Here is a 17,520-nt window from a genome sequence, read left to right on the forward strand (position 1 = left end):
AGCACGGGCGAAGGGGGTGATTCAGAATGAAGCTGTTGATTAACGGGAAATCCGCAGAGTGTTCTGGTGGTATTCAAACTATAGCTGATTTGATCAGTCTTCCTGAGTGGTCAGGTCGTCTGATGATCATTGAGCTGAATGGAGAAATTGTCAGTAAGGAGAATTATGAAAGTACTGCTCTGAGCGAGGATGATCGTTTGGAACTGGTGCACTTTGTTGGTGGGGGTTGAGATGGAGCGGTATAGAATTTTGAGAAATTTATAAGAACCAAAGGGAGGTAATTTCATGCATGACCCGTTACATATTGGCGGTATCGAATTAACCAGTAGATTATTTATCGGAACCGGAAAATATAGCCGGAATACGTTGATCCCCGAAGTGATCGCAAGCTCTGGTTCTCAGGTGATTACTGTAGCGCTTCGCCGAGTGGACCCGCAAGGTGGAGCAGAAAATATCATGAACCACATTCCCGGCCACATGACTCTTCTGCCTAATACCTCAGGAGCGCGTACAGCGGAAGAGGCAGTCCGTATTGCAAGATTAGCAAGAGCTGCGGGACTGGGGAACTGGGTCAAGATCGAAGTGATCAATGATCAGAAATACCTGCTTCCAGATAATCTGGAGACCATACGAGCTACAGAGATTTTAGCAGCGGAGGGTTTTGTAGTATTGCCATATATGAGTCCGGACCTTTCGGCTGCTTTACGTCTGAGAGATGCCGGTGCTGCTGCTGTGATGCCGCTTGGTGCGCCGATCGGGACGAATCGCGGCCTGCGCACTAAGGAGCTTGTGCGTATTCTTATTGAAGAAGTGAATTTGCCGATTATTGTAGACGCCGGGATTGGCAAGCCCTCGGAAGCGGCGGAAGCAATGGAGATGGGGGCCGCTGCTGTTCTGCTTAATACGGCTATTGCAACGGCACGTAATCCGCTCGTCATGGCGGAAGCGTTCCGCGAGGCGATATCCGCTGGCCGCAAAGCTTATTTGGCAGGACTCGGTCCTGTAGAAGAAGTTGCTTTTGCTTCGTCACCGTTGACTGGATTTTTGAACTGAATTTGATAGGTCACGAAAGGAGGGAAGATTAGCATGAGCTTTTTTGACACACTGGCCCGCTTGGAGCAGTATCCTTATGAGCAGCTGTGGAAGGAGTTCCGGGAGGATGACGTTAGGCGGGCGCTTGGAAAAGACAAGCTGAACGAAAATGATTTGCTGGCATTGCTCTCTCCGGCAGCAACGCCGCTGCTAGAGGAGATGGCGTTGGCTGCACAGCGACTGACCCGTGCACATTTTGGTTATTCGATGCAGCTGTTCACACCGATGTATCTTGCGGATTTTTGTGTGAATCATTGTACCTACTGCAGCTTCAGCTCCATTTATGATTTTCCGCGTAAAAAGCTGTCCTTGGAGGAGGTTCGCAGGGAGGCTGAGAAGATTGCAGCTACAGGTCTGCGGCATATCCTCATTTTGACTGGTGAATCGCGCCGGGAGAATCCTGTCTCATATATTAAGGATTGTGTAGATGTACTTAGGGAATTTTTTTCCTCTGTCAGTATTGAGATAAATCCTCTATCAACTGCAGAATATAAAGAGCTTCTTCAAGCAGGGGTGGATGGATTAACACTATACCAAGAGGTGTACCACCAGGAGACTTACAGAAAGCTGCATGTTAAAGGGCCTAAAAGAAACTACCGGAATCGCCTGGATGCACCTGAACGCGGCTGTCAGGCAGGTTTTCGTTCTGTGAATATTGGTACGTTGCTCGGGATGTATGATTGGCGGCAAGAGGCATTCCAAAGTGCCATGCATGCCCGCTATTTGCAGGATCGGTATCCAGATTGCGAGATCAGTCTGTCACCTCCACGGTTTCGGCCTTATTTAGGGGAATTTAACCCGGAGTGTGATGTTACCGACCGATCGCTAGTGCAGATTATTTTGGCATACCGGTTATTTTTACCCCGTTCGGGCATTACTTTATCTACACGAGAGCCTGCCTCTCTACGCGATCATTTAATTCATCTAGGAATAACAAAGATGTCAGCCGGGGTCACTACTGAGGTGGGCGGTCACACTAATGCAGGGGGAACTCCGCAATTCGAAATATCCGATAGCCGTAGTGTGCAGGAGATTACGGAAATGCTATATACGAAGGGTTTGCAGCCCATTTTTAAAGACTGGGATATCCTGACCGAATCAACAACGTAACGCTTGTATTATCAATTATTAATCACTAAATGGACCCCTGCGAGATTCATGCGGAGGTCCATTTTTTATTGTATAGAGGGTGTTTAGTTTCCGGCAGAGAGCTCATCGAGAGACATTTCGAAACTCGGTGCCATATGAGTCAGAAAATAATCCACTTCCTGCAGGTCAAGCCCACGAAGTTTTGCTGCTGTCTGCTCCTTCGCGGCGGCAAATTCTCGGTTTCCTGCAGCAACTTCCCATACGCATTTCAAATAAGCATCCAGCCGATCAGCGGCTTTCACATAGCTGTGCAGCAGAATGTCCTCCGAATCGGGAGGGCTGTCTTCCGGTCGTATAAGCTGAGTGTAGATGCTTTTCAGCTCTGATGGAATCATTCCAGTTAAGCGATCAGCCGCAACTTTCTCCATTTCCCGGAAGCTGGTGAGCAAGCGAGGATTGTTGTATTTTACCGGCGTGGCGATGTCACCTGTGAACACTTCGCTGGCATCATGGAACAGAGCTATGGTTGCTGCTCGTTCCGCGTTTAGTGAACGTCCAAAATGAACATTACCGATGGAACAGAGCATATGTGTGAGCAATGCAACATGAAAAGAATGCTCAGCGACGTTCTCCGGTGCGGTGCTGCGCATCAAGCTCCAGCGCTGAATATACTGAAGACGATATAGATAGGCAGAAAAATGGTAGCTCAATTTTAAAGTAACCCCTTTCATGCGGTGCTAGGTATGATATTATTATACTAATTGTATCAAACTTTAGATAACCTGGAACTGCCGAGAGGAGCTTGAATGAAGATGCAGCATTTTGAAGACAGTATTTATAACCTTATCGTAGAAACTTCCACGAATTTGCCGGGAGATGTACGCCGGGCAGTTGCAAAAGGTCGCGCGCTGGAAGACAGGGCTACCCGGTCCGGTCTTGCTTTAACCACGATTGCGCAAAATATCGGAATGGCTGAGCAGCAAGTGTCTCCGATCTGTCAGGATACGGGAATGCCTACATTTATCATTCACACCCCTGTGGGAATCAATCAGATTGAGATGAAAAAAGATATTCATAATGCCATTGTACGAGCGACCAAGAATGGTAAACTTCGTCCCAATTCTGTAGATTCATTAACAGGTGAGAATAGCGGAGATAACTTGGGTGCAGGCACACCAGTCATTCATTTCGAACAATGGGAAGAGGATAAAATAGACGTTAGACTTATTCTGAAGGGTGGAGGCTGCGAGAATAAAAATATTCAATACAGTCTCCCGGCAGAATTAGAAGGACTCGGCAAAGCGGGTCGGGATCTTGACGGAATCCGTAAATGTATTTTACACGCGGTATATCAGGCGCAGGGACAAGGATGTAGTGCCGGTTTTATTGGCGTGGGTATCGGCGGTGACCGTACGACTGGCTACGAGCTGGCTAAGAAGCAGCTGTTCCGCAAAGTGGAGGATGTTAATCCAATAGAAGACCTTAGTAAGCTGGAAGACTATATTATGGAGAATGCTAACAAGCTTGGAATTGGCACGATGGGCTTTGGTGGTGAAGTATCGCTGCTGGGCTGTAAGGTTGGCGTAATGAATCGTCTGCCAGCTAGCTTTTTCGTATCCGTTGCTTATAACTGTTGGGCCTTCCGCCGCCAAGGGGTGCTGGTTGATCCATCCACAGGCAATATAGAGGATTGGTTGTATGAGAGTGGTACAGGGATATCTGTAGATGATGAAGGGGCACATGAATCTGAAGCAGTAGTTGCTGAGGGAGCTAACAGCCCGGCCTCTGAGTCGCGGGAAGTACGTCTTACAACGCCGATAAGTGAAGAGGATATCCGTAGTCTGCGTGTTGGAGACGTGGTTATTTTATCCGGTGAAATGCATACAGGCCGTGATGCTTTGCACAAATATTTAATGGATCATGAGTCTCCGGTAGATCTGGAAGGGGCTGTGATTTATCATTGTGGTCCTGTGATGATGAAAGATGAGGAAGGCTGGCATGTAAAAGCTGCGGGCCCAACTACGAGCATTCGTGAAGAGCCTTATCAAGGCGATATCATCAAAAAATTTGGAATCCGTGCAGTCATCGGAAAAGGTGGTATGGGTCCAAAAACGTTAAAAGCGTTGCAGGAGCACGGCGGGGTATACCTCAATGCGATTGGTGGAGCCGCCCAGTATTATGCTGAGTGTATTAAGAAGGTCAACGCTGTTGATTTTATGGAATTTGGTATTCCTGAGGCGATGTGGCATCTCGATGTGGAGGGTTTTGCAGCGATTGTGACGATGGATGCTCACGGCAACAGTCTGCATGCGGATGTGGAAAAAGATTCTGCAGCTAAATTGACTCAATTCAAGGAGCCAGTGTTTAAATAAATGGGGTTACAACCGGTGGATAAGTCATGAGGAGGGCAGATTCTCTGAATGGCTTTTCCATGGGTTTTAATCAAATTATAAGGATTTATATGTCCAGACTATAAATGATCCTTAAGGAACGCCGAAGGCGTTTTTGCCTGTCTAAAGGAGGACAACGAATGGCACCACATTATATTAGAAATGGGTTTCTTAACGTTACGCCGTATTTTATTGCGGAAGATGCAGACCAATTGATAGATTTTGTTGTGCACTGCTTTGATGCCAAAATTATTGATATGCTGCGAAATGATGAGGGAAGGATTAGGCATGCCGAGGTCAGAATCGGTGATTCCATCATTGAGATTTCCGAAGCGAATGAAAAGTATTCACCGGTACAGCTTGCCATTCATCTTTATGTAAGAAATGTTGATGAGACCTACCGCAAGTGCCTGGATGCCGGGGCTTCTATTATTGAAGAACCACTGGATAAATCCTATGGAGAAAGAGGAGCAGGGGTTAGAGACCGTCAGGGTAATCAGTGGTTTCTTGCCACCCGTACAGAATAAACTCATGTGTTTTTACAAAAGTAATACAAAGTAACAGTCCAGAGTTAATCAACTCGGGCTGTTATTTTTATATAATCTACTCTGGGGGGCTTATGTCACGGTCATAGTCGTACTGGTATTTTGAAGAAAATGAAGTTAGGATAAAAGATACAATGATAAAGGGAGAGGCAAATTTCAGATGAAACCGTTTCGTGCTCGTCTTACGTTTATACTTATGGCCTTAATCGGTATTTCCATGATTGGTACTGGATTTACGATGGCTCATCTGTTTAAGAGCTCCCATATAACTGCTCTGGAAGAGAATATGTCCCGGGAAATAAGCTTGCTCTCAGGCACACTGGAATTTGTTGATATGAATTCTTCGAATGCGATCCCGTATTACACTGAACAGGCGGAGCATATTTCTAAACTTTTAGATTCTCGGATAACGTTTATTACAAAGTCGGGTAAAGTAATTGGCGATTCTGAGAAAAACCCCTTGGAAATGGACAACCACTCCAATCGTGAAGAAGAGATAGGGGCTGCGAAAGAGGGAACTGGACGGGCAATCCGTTACAGCGAAACTCTAAAGCATGAGATGTTATATGTGGCTGGAAAGGTAACTTCTGATCAGGGATTTGACGGCTATATTCGGGTCTCAATGGGACTTGATGCTGTAACGCAAGGTCTTAAGCATGCTTGGATGATCATGGCTGCAGGTCTAATTATCTTGTTCTTGTCAGCAACTATTGTGAGCTATAAAGTAGCTTCAAGCATGACTTCCCCGCTGGAGCAAATCACAAGAGTTGCCCGGCGGATTACCGATCTGGATTATGATGCCAGAGTTCATTTGAAGCGTAAAGATGAAGTTGGACAGCTGGCTACAGCGATTAATGCGATGGCAGACAGTCTTCAAGACCAGCTTAAGACGATTCGTGATAATGAGGATCTGCTGCAAAGCGTGCTGGATAATATGACGGGCGGCATCATAATGATCAATGCGGAAGAAGAGATTGCGCTGCTTAATCGGGCTTCAGAGCGAATGCTTGATGTCAGTAACGGTGAAATGGCGGGTCATTCGTACAAAGAGTTAAAACGGCATTATGAGCTAACCCGTCTGCTTGAAGAAGGGGTGTTAAGCCGGGAGCCGATTCATGAAGAACGAAGTATTTATAACCCAAGAGAGCGAATTGTACGGATGGACGCGGTTCCGATGATCCAGGATGGTACGTACAGAGGTATGCTTTTCCTATTGCAAGAGGTTACGGAAATTCGCCGTTTGGAGCGGATGCGTAGTGAATTTGTAGCTAATGTATCGCATGAACTCAAGACTCCGGTTGCAGCGGTCAAAGGGTTTGCCGAGACCTTACTGGGTGGCGGAGTTAAAGATGAGAAGACGGCGAGATCCTTCCTGCAAATTATTTATGATGAGAACGAGCGTTTAAATCGCTTGATTGGAGATATTCTGGAATTATCTAAAATCGAATCAAAACGGGTGCAGCTCGATTGCTCACCGGTTCATATCATTGAATTCTTTGATTCCGTGCTGGGAACCATCAGTAAAGTCGCTGAGAAGAAAAACATTAGTCTTAATGTAGAGGTTCCTGAGGAGCTATTCATTGAGGCGGATGAGGATAAGCTGCGTCAAATCTTTATGAATCTGTTCTCTAATGCGATTAATTACACACATGAAGGCGGAAACGTAAAGGTCTACGTTAAGAGTCTACTGAAACCAGACGGCTCCGAAAATGTTCAATTTACTGTTAGCGATACAGGTATGGGGATTCCTAAAAAAGATCTTCCGCGTATTTTTGAACGTTTTTACCGGGTGGATAAGGCAAGATCCAGAAGCTCCGGTGGAACCGGATTGGGGCTGTCTATTGTAAAGCATTTGGTAGATATGCACCATGGAGTGATTTCAGTTGAAAGTGATTTGGGAATCGGAAGTTCCTTTGTGATTGAATTGCCTTTACTGCAGGAAGAAAAGACCGATTAGATTTTTGTAAATTCACTTTTTCAATTTTACACTAAGTTAACATTACGGTGATATGATGGTTTTGTTGCTGTTTTGTAAAAATCAAACTATATGGAAGACGGGGGAACCTATGGCTCAACGATTGCTTGTCATTGAAGACGAACCGACACTAGCCCGGCTGCTGTCCTATAACTTAACGCAGGAAGGTTACGAGGTGACGGTAGAGGATCATGGAACGGCAGGATATGATCGTGCGACGAGGGAACCTTTTGACTTGATCGTATTGGATCTGATGCTGCCAGGAATGAATGGCATTGACATCCTTGATAAATTGCGTGGACAAGGTATCCGCACACCTATTATCGTATTGACTGCTAAAAATGCTGAAGAAGATGTGGTTAGAGGGCTGAAATCCGGTGCTGATGATTATATAACCAAACCTTTTGGGGTATCCGAATTGCTTGCAAGAGTGAGCGCTGTATTGCGGCGGATTTCCGGTCTTGCTGAGGAGGCTCCACAAGAGACACCTATATCTGCTTCTACGATCATTCTGGGACAACTAGAAATCTATCCTGAGCGGTATGAAGTTTCCTTAGGTGGACATAGCATTAACCTGCGACCGAAAGAGTTCGAGGTATTGTTATATTTGGCTCGTAAACCAGGGGTAGTGCTGACAAGAGATGATCTTATGAACGCTGTATGGGGCTTTGATTATATTGGTGGACAGCGCACCGTTGATGTGCACGTAAGTTCACTTCGTAAAAAGCTTGAGCTAGATCCAGAATCCGTCCATATCGATTCCATTCGAGGTGTAGGTTATAAATTAGTTGTTAACAAAAAGAGAGCTCCGGTCATTTAGCATGACTGGAGTTTTCTTCTTTATCCCGTTCATAAACAAGATTCAGGTGAGATTACACGCCGAATTGTAGGGAATACTATCACGTGGACTAATTCATCTTCACCAATTTTACATTGCGTTAACATTTCTCTCCAACTGTATTTACATTAAAAGCTTATTATGGAGAACGAAGATGATGAGAAGGAGACGTAAATACTAATGAAATCCATCATTGACATAGAGAAACTTGATCTCTACTATGAGTCATTTCACGCACTGAAGAATGTGAATCTGCAAATTCCGGAGAAACAGGTTACTGCTTTTATTGGACCTTCCGGTTGCGGAAAATCCACTCTGTTGCGCACGCTGAATCGTATGAATGATATGATTCCTGGTACACGTATTGAAGGAACTGTAAACATCGGCGGCAAAAATATTTATAGTGACGAGGTAGAGGTAGAAAGCCTGCGTAAGCAGGTGGGCATGGTATTCCAACAGCCCAATCCTTTTCCGAAGTCGATTTACGACAATGTAGCTTATGGTCCTCGCCTGCACGGCATTCGTTCAAAGAGCGAACTGGATGAGATTGTAGAGCAAAGTCTGCGTCATTCCGCGCTGTGGGAGGAAGTTAAAGATTTTCTGAAAAAATCTGCCCTTAGCTTGTCCGGCGGACAGCAGCAACGGCTGTGTATCGCCCGAGCTTTGGCAGTACAGCCGGATATTCTGCTCATGGATGAGGCAACGTCTGCACTTGATCCTGTGTCTACGCTCAAGATAGAGGAGCTTGTACAGGAATTAAGAAGTAAGTATACAATCGTTATGGTTACTCATAACATGCATCAGGCGGCACGTGTATCTGGTCGAACCGTGTTTTTCTTGAATGGTGTAATTGTAGAGGCGGCGGATACAGAGGTGTTGTTCTCTACTCCTAAGGATTCCCGCACCGAAGATTATATTTCTGGACGTTTCGGCTGATACGGGCTACAAGGGCGCTCGTCCTTGGAAATGGCAAGCTGACCATACATTAATGAGGAGGATCGCTCTTACTATGATTCGCAGAAAAGAATTTGATAAAGATTTGGAAGAGCTGCGCAGTCTGCTGCAGCAGATGGGTGAACATGTAATAGATGCTCTTGGTGGAGCAATTGTTGCTTTACAGAATCTTGATACTGTGCGCGCTCAGGAAATCATTAAAGCAGATTTGCAGCTGAATGCCATGGAAGATAAAATCATGGAAATTGGCTCACGGCTAATTATTACACAGCAGCCTGTAGCAAAAGATTTGCGCCGCATTATCGTTGCTTTCAAAATATCTAGCGATTTGGAACGTATGGGTGACTTGGCTATTGATGTTGCGAAAGCAACTATGCGCATCCATGGACAGCAGCTGATCAAGCCGCTTGTAGACATTCCACGTATGGCGGAAATTGTGACGACCATGATTGATGAGGCTATCCAGTCTTATCTGGATGAGAACACGGATCTGGCTTATAGAATGGCACAAGATGATGATCAGGTCGATCAATTATATGGTTCGATGATCAATGAGCTATATAGTTATATGGTGGCAAAACCGGATTCTGTATCCCAAGCTATGTTATTAACGCTGGTAGGCCGTTATATTGAACGGATTGCCGATCATGCGACTAACATTGGTGAGAGTGTTGTTTATCTGGTCACAGGCAGCCGTCCGGACTTGAATCAGTAATTTGCACTTACACAGCTTTTGTTATATCTTTAGTTAAACTAAGTAGCCGCCCTTTTAAAAGGGCGGCTACTTGTTGTATATCCTTAACATATCAGCTTATCCCACTGTTTAGGTTGGTAAAGCCGTTTCTACTTGTACAGGGCATATGGTAAGATGTAAGGAGTAAGCATGAAAAAGGCGAGGTGCACTATGGACAAGTTGATACTTATAGATGGAAACAATATTATTTACCGTGCTTTTTTTGCGATGCCCCCGCTGACGAATACAGCAGGGCAACAGACAAATGCGGTGTACGGATTTACAACGATGCTGCTTCGTTTAATCGAAGAACATAAACCGACACATATGATTGTCGCTTTCGATGCAGGGAAAGTTACTTTTCGGCATGAAGGTTATCAAGATTATAAGGGCGGCCGGCAAAAAACACCGCCGGAACTCTCCGAGCAGTTCCCTTTGTTGAAGGAATTGCTGACTAATTTAGGTGTACCGCAGTTTGAAATTGGCAATTATGAGGCTGATGATATTATTGGCACCATTTCACGCCAGGCGGATGAAGCGGGACGGCAGGTTATGATCGTGTCGGGAGACAAGGATATGTTGCAGCTGGCCTCTGAACATACGACCGTTGCTTTAATCCGCAAAGGGGTCACCGAAGTTGAGCTTTATGGGCCGGAACAAATCCGGGAGAAATATGACCTAACCCCTGAGCAGATCATTGATCTTAAAGGGCTGATGGGCGATGCAAGTGATAACATCCCGGGAGTACCCGGCGTAGGTGAGAAGACAGCTTTGAAGCTGCTGCATCAATTTGGATCAGTGGAAGGTGTCTTAGCTGGAACCGGTGAGCTAAAGGGTAAAATGAAAGAGAAACTGGAAACCCATGCGGAAGATGCGGTGATGAGTAAAAAATTAGCGACCATCTATCGTGAAGTACCGCTTGAGCATTCGTGGGAAGACATGGTCTTCAATGGAATTTCAGCGGATACAGCCGGACCAGCGCTTGCCAAGCTGGAATTTAAATCATTGTTGGAACGTTTGTCGCTTAGTGCTTATGCTCCTGTTGCCGAGGGTGAGGAGAGTGCAGCTGAAGTAGAAGCTGCGGCACTTGATATTACGATCGTAAGTGAAGAAGAACTTAAGGAGCTCAGTGAAGCCCTGGCTGATATTTCGGCGTTGCATGTGGAATCGTATGGAGATAATCCGCATCGTGCCGAGGTAATCGGAATAGGATTGTCCTCTCTGGAGCGGCATTACTATGTGCCGTTTGAATTACTGCATAAACCGGCCGCTGCGAAGCTGCGTGATTGGCTAGGAGATGAAAAGGCTCCGAAAAGTGGATATGATCTTCACCGCGCTGATTTGGCTCTACACTGGCAGGGAATTGCTTTTGCAGGTGCAGCCCATGATGTGCAGCTGGCGGCTTATTTGCTTGATCCTACGGAGGCTAATCAGAATCTAAATGATCTCACTGCTAAATACGGCTTGCCGCGGCTCTCTCCTGATGAAGAGGTATTTGGTAAAGGTGCCAAATACAAAATCCCTGAGCTTGAAGTTTTAGGAAATCACGTTGCACGAAAGAGTGCAACGGTTCTTGGAATCGCACAGAAGCAACAGCAGGAGCTGGTGGAGACCGCAATGACAGGGCTATTCGAGGATCTGGAAATGCCTTTGTCACGGATTTTGGCGGATATGGAGAAACAGGGGATTGCAGTCAATGCTGGTGATCTTAAAGAGCTTGGAAAAGAATTCGAGGCGCAAATTTCCAAATTGGTCAGTGAAATATACGAGATTTGTGGCACTGAGTTTAATTTGAACTCACCAAAGCAGCTGGGTGAAATCTTGTTTGTAAAGCTAGGTCTGCCTGTCGTCAAGAAGACGAAGACGGGTTATTCCACGGATGCCGAAGTGCTTGAGAAACTGGCGCCATACCACGATGTGGTGCGTTTGATTCTGCAATATCGCACAATTGCAAAGCTGCAATCTACCTACGTAGAGGGGCTGCTTAAAGAAATTTCCCCGAACACAGGGAAGGTGCATACATTCTATCGGCAGACAATTGCCGCTACAGGACGGCTTAGCAGCCAATTCCCGAACTTGCAAAATATCCCGATTCGTCTAGAGGAAGGACGCAAAATCCGCAAGGTATTCGTTCCGTCCGAACCGGGCTGGTCCATCTTAGCAGCCGACTATTCGCAGATCGAACTGCGTGTGCTGGCACATATTTCCGGCGATGAGCGGATGAAGGAAGCCTTTCTGCATGATATGGATATTCACACGAAGACAGCGATGGATGTGTTCGGTGTGACCGCAGAACAGGTGGACAGTAATATGCGCCGTGCCGCAAAAGCCGTTAACTTTGGGATCGTCTACGGGATCAGTGATTACGGTCTCTCGCAGAATCTGAATATTCCGCGTAAGGAAGCCGCGCAATTTATTGAACAGTATTTTGAGGTTTATCAGGGTGTGCGCCGCTATATGGACGATATTGTAGTGGAGGCACGAAAGTATGGTTATGTGACCACATTGCTCGAACGTCGCCGTTATCTGCCGGAGATTAATGCGAAGAACTTTAATCTGCGCTCTTTTGCGGAGCGGACAGCAATGAATACACCTATACAGGGAACAGCAGCGGATATAATCAAGCTGGCGATGGTGCATATGGACAAGGCATTATTTGATCGTGGGCTTAAGAGCCGTATGCTGCTTCAAGTACACGATGAGCTTGTATTCGAGGTGCCAGAGGATGAAATGGAGCTTATGAAGACGCTTTTGCCGGAAGTAATGGGTGGAGCTCTGAAGTTATCTGTGCCGCTTAAGGCAGAGGTCAGCTTTGGAAGTAACTGGTACGAGGCGAAATAGACTCCCTTTAAGGTGTGCATATCAGCTATAATGTAGTTGAGGTGAAGACATCATGCCGGAATTACCGGAAGTAGAGACAGTCAAGAGAACACTTAATGAGTTAGTTAATGGAAAGCAGATAGAGAATGTAACCGTCCGGTTGGCGCGGATTATTCAGCGTCCGGATGATATTCAGGCTTTTGCCCACCTGCTGGCAGGTCATAGCATTGTAAAAGTTGAACGAAGAGGAAAGTTTTTGCGTATTGTGCTGGATGGTCTGGTGCTTGTGTCACATTTACGGATGGAAGGCCGTTACGGACTTTTTTCAAATGATGACCCACTGGACAAGCATACACATGTGATTTTTCATTTTACGGATGGAACTGAGCTGCGTTACACGGATGTTCGCCAGTTCGGGACGATGCATCTTTTTCAGATGGGAGAAGATCTTCAGCTGCCGCCTTTAAATAAGCTGGGGCAGGAGCCGCTGGAGCCTTCTTTTACACCGGAGAGGTTTAAGCAGATCGTGTCCGGTAAAAGCACCAAAATTAAATCGCTGCTGCTTAATCAGGAATATATCGTCGGCATCGGCAATATTTATGTAGATGAGTCGTTGCACCGTGCGGGTATCCATCCTGAAGACAGCGCCAAAGCGCTCACGGACAATCAATTGGACAAGCTGCATCATGCAATTGTAAGCACGCTGGCCGAAGCGGTTAACGCCGGAGGTTCATCTGTTAAGTCATATGTTAATGGCCAAGGTGAGAGCGGTACGTATCAGCAGCAGCTATTGATTTACGGTCGTAAAGATCAGCCGTGTAGTAACTGCGGAACGATGATTGAGAAGACGGTTGTAGGCGGTCGTGGCACGCATTATTGTCCAAATTGCCAGCGTCCGACTGTTCACTGAATTTGTTGAAATAATAAGGTTGGCACCCACTACTTGTCCCGCCCATATACTGTGTGAAGAATGCTTAATAGAGAACGGAAGCTGAAACGATAAAATTTCAGTTTTCCGGTTCTTCACAGGAGGGATTGCGGGTGCTCAGCCCATTATTTTCACTGCTATTGCTAGCGTTTGCCTTGAGTTTGGATGGTTTTGGTGTAGGAATTACATATGGGCTGCGTAAAATGAAAATACCACTGCTCTCCGTTCTGATTATCTCGCTCTGTTCGGGGGTAGTTATCTGTGTATCGATGCAGGTTGGGGTTTTGCTTGCCAAGGTAGTGTCTCCGAATGCAGCTTCTATAGTTGGTGCGGTTATACTTGTGCTAATGGGATGCTGGTCGCTTGTTCAGATGCTGATGCAGAAAGAGAAAGATGCAGATGGCGGACGTAAAGCTGAAACGGTAGATAAGGGCTCATTATCCGAGCAGGCTTGGGCAGAGGTAGCTGCTGATTCTGAAGCGGGTACAGAACCTGTTATGAATGATGAACCGTTGAAATCAGCTGTTTTTTCACTTGAGCTTCGCCGTTTGGGGATTGTAGTACAGATCTTGCGTACCCCGTCTTCTGCGGATATGGATGCCTCAGGAAGCATCTCTTCGATGGAAGCGATGATACTGGGGATTGCGCTCTCTCTGGATGCTTTTGGGGCTGGACTTGGCGCAGCGCTGCTTGGCTTCAATCCGATATGGACATCACTTACAATAGCTTTGTTTAGTGGTACATTTCTATTGCTGGGTATGAAGACTGGACTTAGATTTGCCGGGAACTACTGGATGAAGCATGCTGCCGCATTACCAGCGTTATTATTAATTGCAATGGGAATACTGAAGCTATTATGAGGTGAGTACATGATTATAGGCTTAACCGGAGGAATCGCATCCGGAAAAAGCACAGTGTCTGCACTGCTTGTGAACAAGGGAGCGAGGCTGGTTGATGCCGATGTGATCGCCAGAGAAGTTATGCTTCCCGGGCATGAAGTGTTGGCGGCTGCTGCTAAGCAATTCGGAAAAGAGATCCTTTTTCCGGATGGAACACTGAATAGGGCCAAATTAGGTGAAATCGTCTTTCAAGATCCTGTGGCCCTGCAAACCTTGAACAATTTGACGCATCCTGCTATCCGGCAGGAAATCAAAGACCGTATGTACAGCATGGAGCAGGAAGAGCCGAAGCGGCTTATTATTGTGGATATTCCGCTTCTTTTTGAATCAGGGCTTGAGACCCTGTTCCATGAGATTGTAGTAGTCTACGTTCCCCGTGAAATGCAAATTGCTCGATTAATGGAACGTAATAGGCTCTCTTTAGAAGAAGCAGAAGCGCGATTGAATGCACAGATGGATATTGAGCAGAAACGTAATAAAGCGGACTACATCATCGACAACAGTGGCGATCTTGCGTACACTGAGCAACAGGTTGCTGTGTTTTGGGACAGGCTGGGTTTATCATGAAATGGCTACGTAAAAAAAGAGTACTGCTTCTGCTATTTGTGGGTTTTACGGCAATATTGTTTCTGAGTACTAACTGGATGTCGTGGTTTTATCCCATCCATTTTAAAGATGAGATTCGCAAGCACAGCATCACTTATGAGATAGACCCGTTTCTTGTAACCGCGATTATTCGTGTAGAAACGAACTTCAAAACTGGACGAGAATCCAAAAAAGGCGCACTAGGGCTGATGCAGCTTATGCCGGATACCGCGAAGTGGGCGCTGGAAAAGGCCAAGCTTCCAAACGTATCTATGGAAGAACTCAAGCATGAGCCTTCGGCTAATATTGAACTGGGTACATGGTATCTTTCAACTTTATCCCGTCAGTTCGAAGGTAAACGTACAGCAATTATCGCAGCCTATAATGCTGGACCCGGAAAAGTTCAACGCTGGTTGGACGAAGGGATCTGGGATGGGACAGATGCAACCATTAAAGATATTCCCATTGGTGAAACCAGGCATTATGTACAGCGCGTTAATTATTACTATGATCAGTACACGGACATTTACAAAGAATTTTAATTTCTACCGTGTTATGTATAAAAAGAAGTATTAAACGACCTGTAGGTCGTTTAATACTTCTTCAAAAAGCTTATGTTGGTCAGGTTATTTGTATTGACCTGCCAGTTGTTGTTCTGCCAGGGTTACAAGACGTTTAGTGATGTAACCACCGATCGAACCATTTTCATAAGAAGTTTTATTGCCTTGGTAACCATCTGGGGAAAGCGTGATTCCTAGTTCTTGGGCAACTTCGTATTTAAGTTGTTCCAAGGCACCGCGGGAATTTGGAGCTACAAGGTTATTGGAGTTGTTGCTTTGGCTCATTGCTGTTCACCTCCTCTGTTGGTAACTGTATTATGTGCCGGACTTGCCATTATCATTACAAGAAAAAAACGGTGATTTCTGGAAATAATAAAAAAGCCGTTCAAAAGCCGGATTTATAACGTTCCGGGACCAAACCATTATGTATTAGGAAGTGATGAAGCTTATGAAATGCCCTTACTGTGATCACACAAATACTAAAGTGCTGGACTCGCGACCAGCGAATGAAAATAAGTCAATCCGTCGTAGGCGTGAATGTGAGCGTTGCAGCAAACGTTTCACTACTTTTGAAATGATTGAAGAAACGCCACTGATTGTAATTAAAAAAGACGGCAGCCGTGAGGAATTCAGTCGTGATAAAATACTCCGCGGTCTCATCCGTGCTTGTGAGAAACGGCCGGTTTCTGTGGAACGTCTAGAAAAGATCGTGTCCGAGGTTGAGAAATCTTTGCGCGGCATCGCCGTTGCGGAAGTGGAAAGCCAACAGATTGGTGAATTCGTGATGGAGCAGCTCTACCCAGTAGATGAAGTGGCTTACGTTCGTTTTGCGTCCGTATATCGCCAGTTCAAGGATATTAATATGTTCATGAAGGAACTCAAGGGGCTGCTATCCAAGAGTACGGGAGAATTAGAGGGATTATAGGGTTTTGTCCAGTTAGGGCGTTACAGCCAATCCTAGGGTCTGTTAGGAGTGCTTGTACTGGTTTGTTTCCTCTGAGTTTTGAGCGGGGAATTTGATTGGAAAAATGAATTTTAAAAAAAGTGTTGACATAGAGGGCGATTTTTTATATTATATAGAAGTCGCCTACGACGCTTGAGTTTATCGGAACAACTCAATTACGACCAAACTAAAATTAAAAAATGTGTGATTACATATATCTGAAATTTCAGTTTGGGGCCATAGCTCAGCTGGGAGAGCGCATCGCTGGCAGCGATGAGGTCAGGGGTTCGATCCCCCTTGGCTCCACCAAACATCATATGGACTCTTAGCTCAGTTGGTAGAGCAGTAGACTCTTAATCTATTTGTCCAGGGTTCGAGCCCCTGAGAGTCCATCCTAAAGAAACGGCAGAAATGCCGTTTTTTTGTTGTTTTATGCGATTTTTGCAGTTCCGGATGAATAAGGATCAATTACTGAATTGAAAACATGAAGTGGATAAAGCAAACTAAAGTGGCGGAAATACCCTTTTGGTTTGCTTTTATTGTTACTTCAATTGTTGTTAAGTTGATTGAAAAAAAGCGTTGGGGACGAATTGGGGACGAAATATTTAATTAGCTGTTTAACACAGTCTCAATTGGAGAGGATGAATAATACAATCCTCTAAGGGAGGCAGGTAAATGGCGAGTATTGAAAAACGGGGTAAAAATTCATTTAGGCTTGTTGTCGAAGCGGGATATGATGCACGTGGTAAAAGAATTAGACGGACGAAATCCATAAAAGCTAATGGCATTAGAGAAGCTGAAAAAGAACTAGTTAAGTTCCAAACTGAAGCTGAAACTGGTGAATATATAGCTCCTGAAAAGATGACTTTTTCTTCATTCCTTGAAGAATGGAGAGAAAAATACGGAAATAAACATCTAGAGATGAAACGTTTGAAGGATCCTTCAGTCTGACATATTATTCATTCGGCTTTTCTAGTAATCCTGGTGTTATTACACAGGGGCCATCTAAAGTAATTATTGGAAATGCTTCGGTACTGGGAGAATCACCAGAAACGGAGAAGTGGTAAGTATTTTTACAAAAGGATATAAGTAAGATCCAGCTGAGCCTAACACTACACGTAATATTAGTTTTAACTATAAAATAAATAGATTATCTAGCAATAGAGAAG

18 protein-coding genes and 2 tRNA genes are annotated in these 17,520 nt (G+C 45.3%); 18 read left to right on the forward strand and 2 right to left on the reverse strand.

Annotated features, from left to right (window positions below):
• Window positions 1–26: 26 nt before the first annotated feature.
• The 3 genes from thiS to thiH are packed head-to-tail and all read left to right on the forward strand — an operon-like array spanning window position 27 to window position 2,202.
• Complete coding sequence (gene thiS / locus MKY54_RS10045) at window positions 27–230, forward strand: sulfur carrier protein ThiS (RefSeq protein WP_038569682.1); 204 nt, start codon at window positions 27–29, stop codon at window positions 228–230.
• A 55-nt stretch (window positions 231–285) separates the two neighbouring features.
• Window positions 286–1,053 (forward strand): thiazole synthase, encoded by a 768-nt coding sequence (locus MKY54_RS10050; RefSeq protein WP_038569684.1) that lies wholly within the window; start codon window positions 286–288, stop codon window positions 1,051–1,053.
• Window positions 1,054–1,086: 33 nt separating this feature from the next.
• Entirely contained in the window at window positions 1,087–2,202 is a 1,116-nt protein-coding gene (thiH, locus tag MKY54_RS10055) for a 2-iminoacetate synthase ThiH (RefSeq protein ID WP_339190338.1), read from the forward strand.
• 83 nt (window positions 2,203–2,285) lie between these two features.
• Here the strand turns inward: thiH and yfbR are convergent, their stop codons facing one another.
• Window positions 2,286–2,891: a 5'-deoxynucleotidase gene (gene yfbR, locus MKY54_RS10060; protein WP_143762727.1), complete on the reverse strand. Its 606-nt coding sequence runs from the start codon at window positions 2,889–2,891 to the stop codon at window positions 2,286–2,288.
• A gap of 102 nt (window positions 2,892–2,993) precedes the next feature.
• Between yfbR and MKY54_RS10065 the strand changes: the two genes are divergently transcribed.
• From MKY54_RS10065 to MKY54_RS10115, 11 genes are all read left to right on the forward strand, one after another.
• A complete protein-coding gene (locus tag MKY54_RS10065) occupies window positions 2,994–4,553 on the forward strand; it encodes a fumarate hydratase (RefSeq protein ID WP_076191426.1) in 1,560 nt (519 codons plus the stop codon).
• Between the two features lie 158 nt (window positions 4,554–4,711).
• The gene (locus tag MKY54_RS10070; RefSeq protein WP_076124919.1) at window positions 4,712–5,098 is read left to right on the forward strand and encodes a VOC family protein; all 387 of its coding nucleotides are present in this window, start codon (window positions 4,712–4,714) and stop codon (window positions 5,096–5,098) included.
• Window positions 5,099–5,276: 178 nt separating this feature from the next.
• On the forward strand, window positions 5,277–7,073 hold the full coding sequence (locus tag MKY54_RS10075) for an ATP-binding protein (protein ID WP_076124920.1): 1,797 nt from the start codon (window positions 5,277–5,279) through the stop codon (window positions 7,071–7,073).
• 109 nt (window positions 7,074–7,182) lie between these two features.
• On the forward strand, window positions 7,183–7,911 hold the full coding sequence (locus tag MKY54_RS10080) for a response regulator transcription factor (RefSeq protein ID WP_036678951.1): 729 nt from the start codon (window positions 7,183–7,185) through the stop codon (window positions 7,909–7,911).
• A 198-nt stretch (window positions 7,912–8,109) separates the two neighbouring features.
• Entirely contained in the window at window positions 8,110–8,865 is a 756-nt protein-coding gene (gene pstB / locus MKY54_RS10085; protein ID WP_036678954.1) for a phosphate ABC transporter ATP-binding protein PstB, read from the forward strand.
• Window positions 8,866–8,938: 73 nt separating this feature from the next.
• Complete coding sequence (gene phoU / locus MKY54_RS10090) at window positions 8,939–9,598, forward strand: phosphate signaling complex protein PhoU (RefSeq protein WP_036678957.1); 660 nt, start codon at window positions 8,939–8,941, stop codon at window positions 9,596–9,598.
• Between the two features lie 189 nt (window positions 9,599–9,787).
• Window positions 9,788–12,457 carry a DNA polymerase I gene (polA, locus tag MKY54_RS10095; RefSeq protein ID WP_076191179.1) on the forward strand — a complete coding sequence of 890 codons (2,670 nt, stop codon included), beginning with the start codon at window positions 9,788–9,790 and terminating at the stop codon, window positions 12,455–12,457.
• Window positions 12,458–12,509: 52 nt separating this feature from the next.
• Window positions 12,510–13,346, forward strand: coding sequence for a DNA-formamidopyrimidine glycosylase (gene mutM, locus MKY54_RS10100; RefSeq protein ID WP_076124923.1), 837 nt, complete (start codon window positions 12,510–12,512; stop codon window positions 13,344–13,346).
• A gap of 131 nt (window positions 13,347–13,477) precedes the next feature.
• On the forward strand, window positions 13,478–14,224 hold the full coding sequence (locus tag MKY54_RS10105) for a manganese efflux pump (RefSeq protein WP_339172773.1): 747 nt from the start codon (window positions 13,478–13,480) through the stop codon (window positions 14,222–14,224).
• A 9-nt stretch (window positions 14,225–14,233) separates the two neighbouring features.
• Complete coding sequence (gene coaE, locus MKY54_RS10110) at window positions 14,234–14,830, forward strand: dephospho-CoA kinase (protein WP_076220141.1); 597 nt, start codon at window positions 14,234–14,236, stop codon at window positions 14,828–14,830.
• Complete coding sequence (locus tag MKY54_RS10115; protein WP_036678971.1) at window positions 14,827–15,390, forward strand: lytic transglycosylase domain-containing protein; 564 nt, start codon at window positions 14,827–14,829, stop codon at window positions 15,388–15,390. Before coaE ends, MKY54_RS10115 begins: the two co-directional genes overlap by 4 nt.
• 84 nt (window positions 15,391–15,474) lie before the next feature.
• Here MKY54_RS10115 and MKY54_RS10120 read toward each other — a convergent pair whose 3' ends face one another.
• The gene (locus MKY54_RS10120; protein WP_036678974.1) at window positions 15,475–15,693 is read right to left on the reverse strand and encodes an alpha/beta-type small acid-soluble spore protein; all 219 of its coding nucleotides are present in this window, start codon (window positions 15,691–15,693) and stop codon (window positions 15,475–15,477) included.
• A gap of 163 nt (window positions 15,694–15,856) precedes the next feature.
• Here MKY54_RS10120 and nrdR point away from each other — a divergent pair, with 163 nt between their 5' ends.
• The 4 genes from nrdR (at window position 15,857) to MKY54_RS10140 (ending at window position 17,302) form a co-directional block, all read left to right on the forward strand.
• Window positions 15,857–16,333 (forward strand): transcriptional regulator NrdR, encoded by a 477-nt coding sequence (nrdR, locus tag MKY54_RS10125; protein ID WP_036678976.1) that lies wholly within the window; start codon window positions 15,857–15,859, stop codon window positions 16,331–16,333.
• 251 nt (window positions 16,334–16,584) lie between these two features.
• Window positions 16,585–16,660: transfer RNA gene (locus MKY54_RS10130), tRNA-Ala, on the forward strand.
• A gap of 10 nt (window positions 16,661–16,670) precedes the next feature.
• Window positions 16,671–16,743 (forward strand) — tRNA-Lys (locus MKY54_RS10135).
• Window positions 16,744–17,026: 283 nt separating this feature from the next.
• Window positions 17,027–17,302, forward strand: coding sequence for a hypothetical protein (locus MKY54_RS10140; protein ID WP_339190340.1), 276 nt, complete (start codon window positions 17,027–17,029; stop codon window positions 17,300–17,302).
• The last annotated feature ends 218 nt before the right edge of the window (window positions 17,303–17,520 follow it).

This window comes from Paenibacillus sp. FSL P2-0121, assembly GCF_037975345.1.
In the GTDB taxonomy this organism is placed as follows: domain Bacteria; phylum Bacillota; class Bacilli; order Paenibacillales; family Paenibacillaceae; genus Paenibacillus_AQ; species Paenibacillus_AQ odorifer.

Coding starts and splice junctions, on each gene's coding strand:
- thiS (WP_038569682.1), top strand. CDS start 27: ATGAAGCTGTTGATTAACGGGAAATCCGCAGAGTGTTCTGGTGGTATT.
- MKY54_RS10050 (WP_038569684.1), top strand. CDS start 286: ATGCATGACCCGTTACATATTGGCGGTATCGAATTAACCAGTAGATTA.
- thiH (WP_339190338.1), top strand. CDS start 1,087: ATGAGCTTTTTTGACACACTGGCCCGCTTGGAGCAGTATCCTTATGAG.
- MKY54_RS10065 (WP_076191426.1), top strand. CDS start 2,994: ATGCAGCATTTTGAAGACAGTATTTATAACCTTATCGTAGAAACTTCC.
- MKY54_RS10070 (WP_076124919.1), top strand. CDS start 4,712: ATGGCACCACATTATATTAGAAATGGGTTTCTTAACGTTACGCCGTAT.
- MKY54_RS10075 (WP_076124920.1), top strand. CDS start 5,277: ATGAAACCGTTTCGTGCTCGTCTTACGTTTATACTTATGGCCTTAATC.
- MKY54_RS10080 (WP_036678951.1), top strand. CDS start 7,183: ATGGCTCAACGATTGCTTGTCATTGAAGACGAACCGACACTAGCCCGG.
- pstB (WP_036678954.1), top strand. CDS start 8,110: ATGAAATCCATCATTGACATAGAGAAACTTGATCTCTACTATGAGTCA.
- phoU (WP_036678957.1), top strand. CDS start 8,939: ATGATTCGCAGAAAAGAATTTGATAAAGATTTGGAAGAGCTGCGCAGT.
- polA (WP_076191179.1), top strand. CDS start 9,788: ATGGACAAGTTGATACTTATAGATGGAAACAATATTATTTACCGTGCT.
- mutM (WP_076124923.1), top strand. CDS start 12,510: ATGCCGGAATTACCGGAAGTAGAGACAGTCAAGAGAACACTTAATGAG.
- coaE (WP_076220141.1), top strand. CDS start 14,234: ATGATTATAGGCTTAACCGGAGGAATCGCATCCGGAAAAAGCACAGTG.
- MKY54_RS10115 (WP_036678971.1), top strand. CDS start 14,827: ATGAAATGGCTACGTAAAAAAAGAGTACTGCTTCTGCTATTTGTGGGT.
- MKY54_RS10120 (WP_036678974.1), bottom strand. CDS start 15,693: ATGAGCCAAAGCAACAACTCCAATAACCTTGTAGCTCCAAATTCCCGC.
- nrdR (WP_036678976.1), top strand. CDS start 15,857: ATGAAATGCCCTTACTGTGATCACACAAATACTAAAGTGCTGGACTCG.
- MKY54_RS10140 (WP_339190340.1), top strand. CDS start 17,027: ATGGCGAGTATTGAAAAACGGGGTAAAAATTCATTTAGGCTTGTTGTC.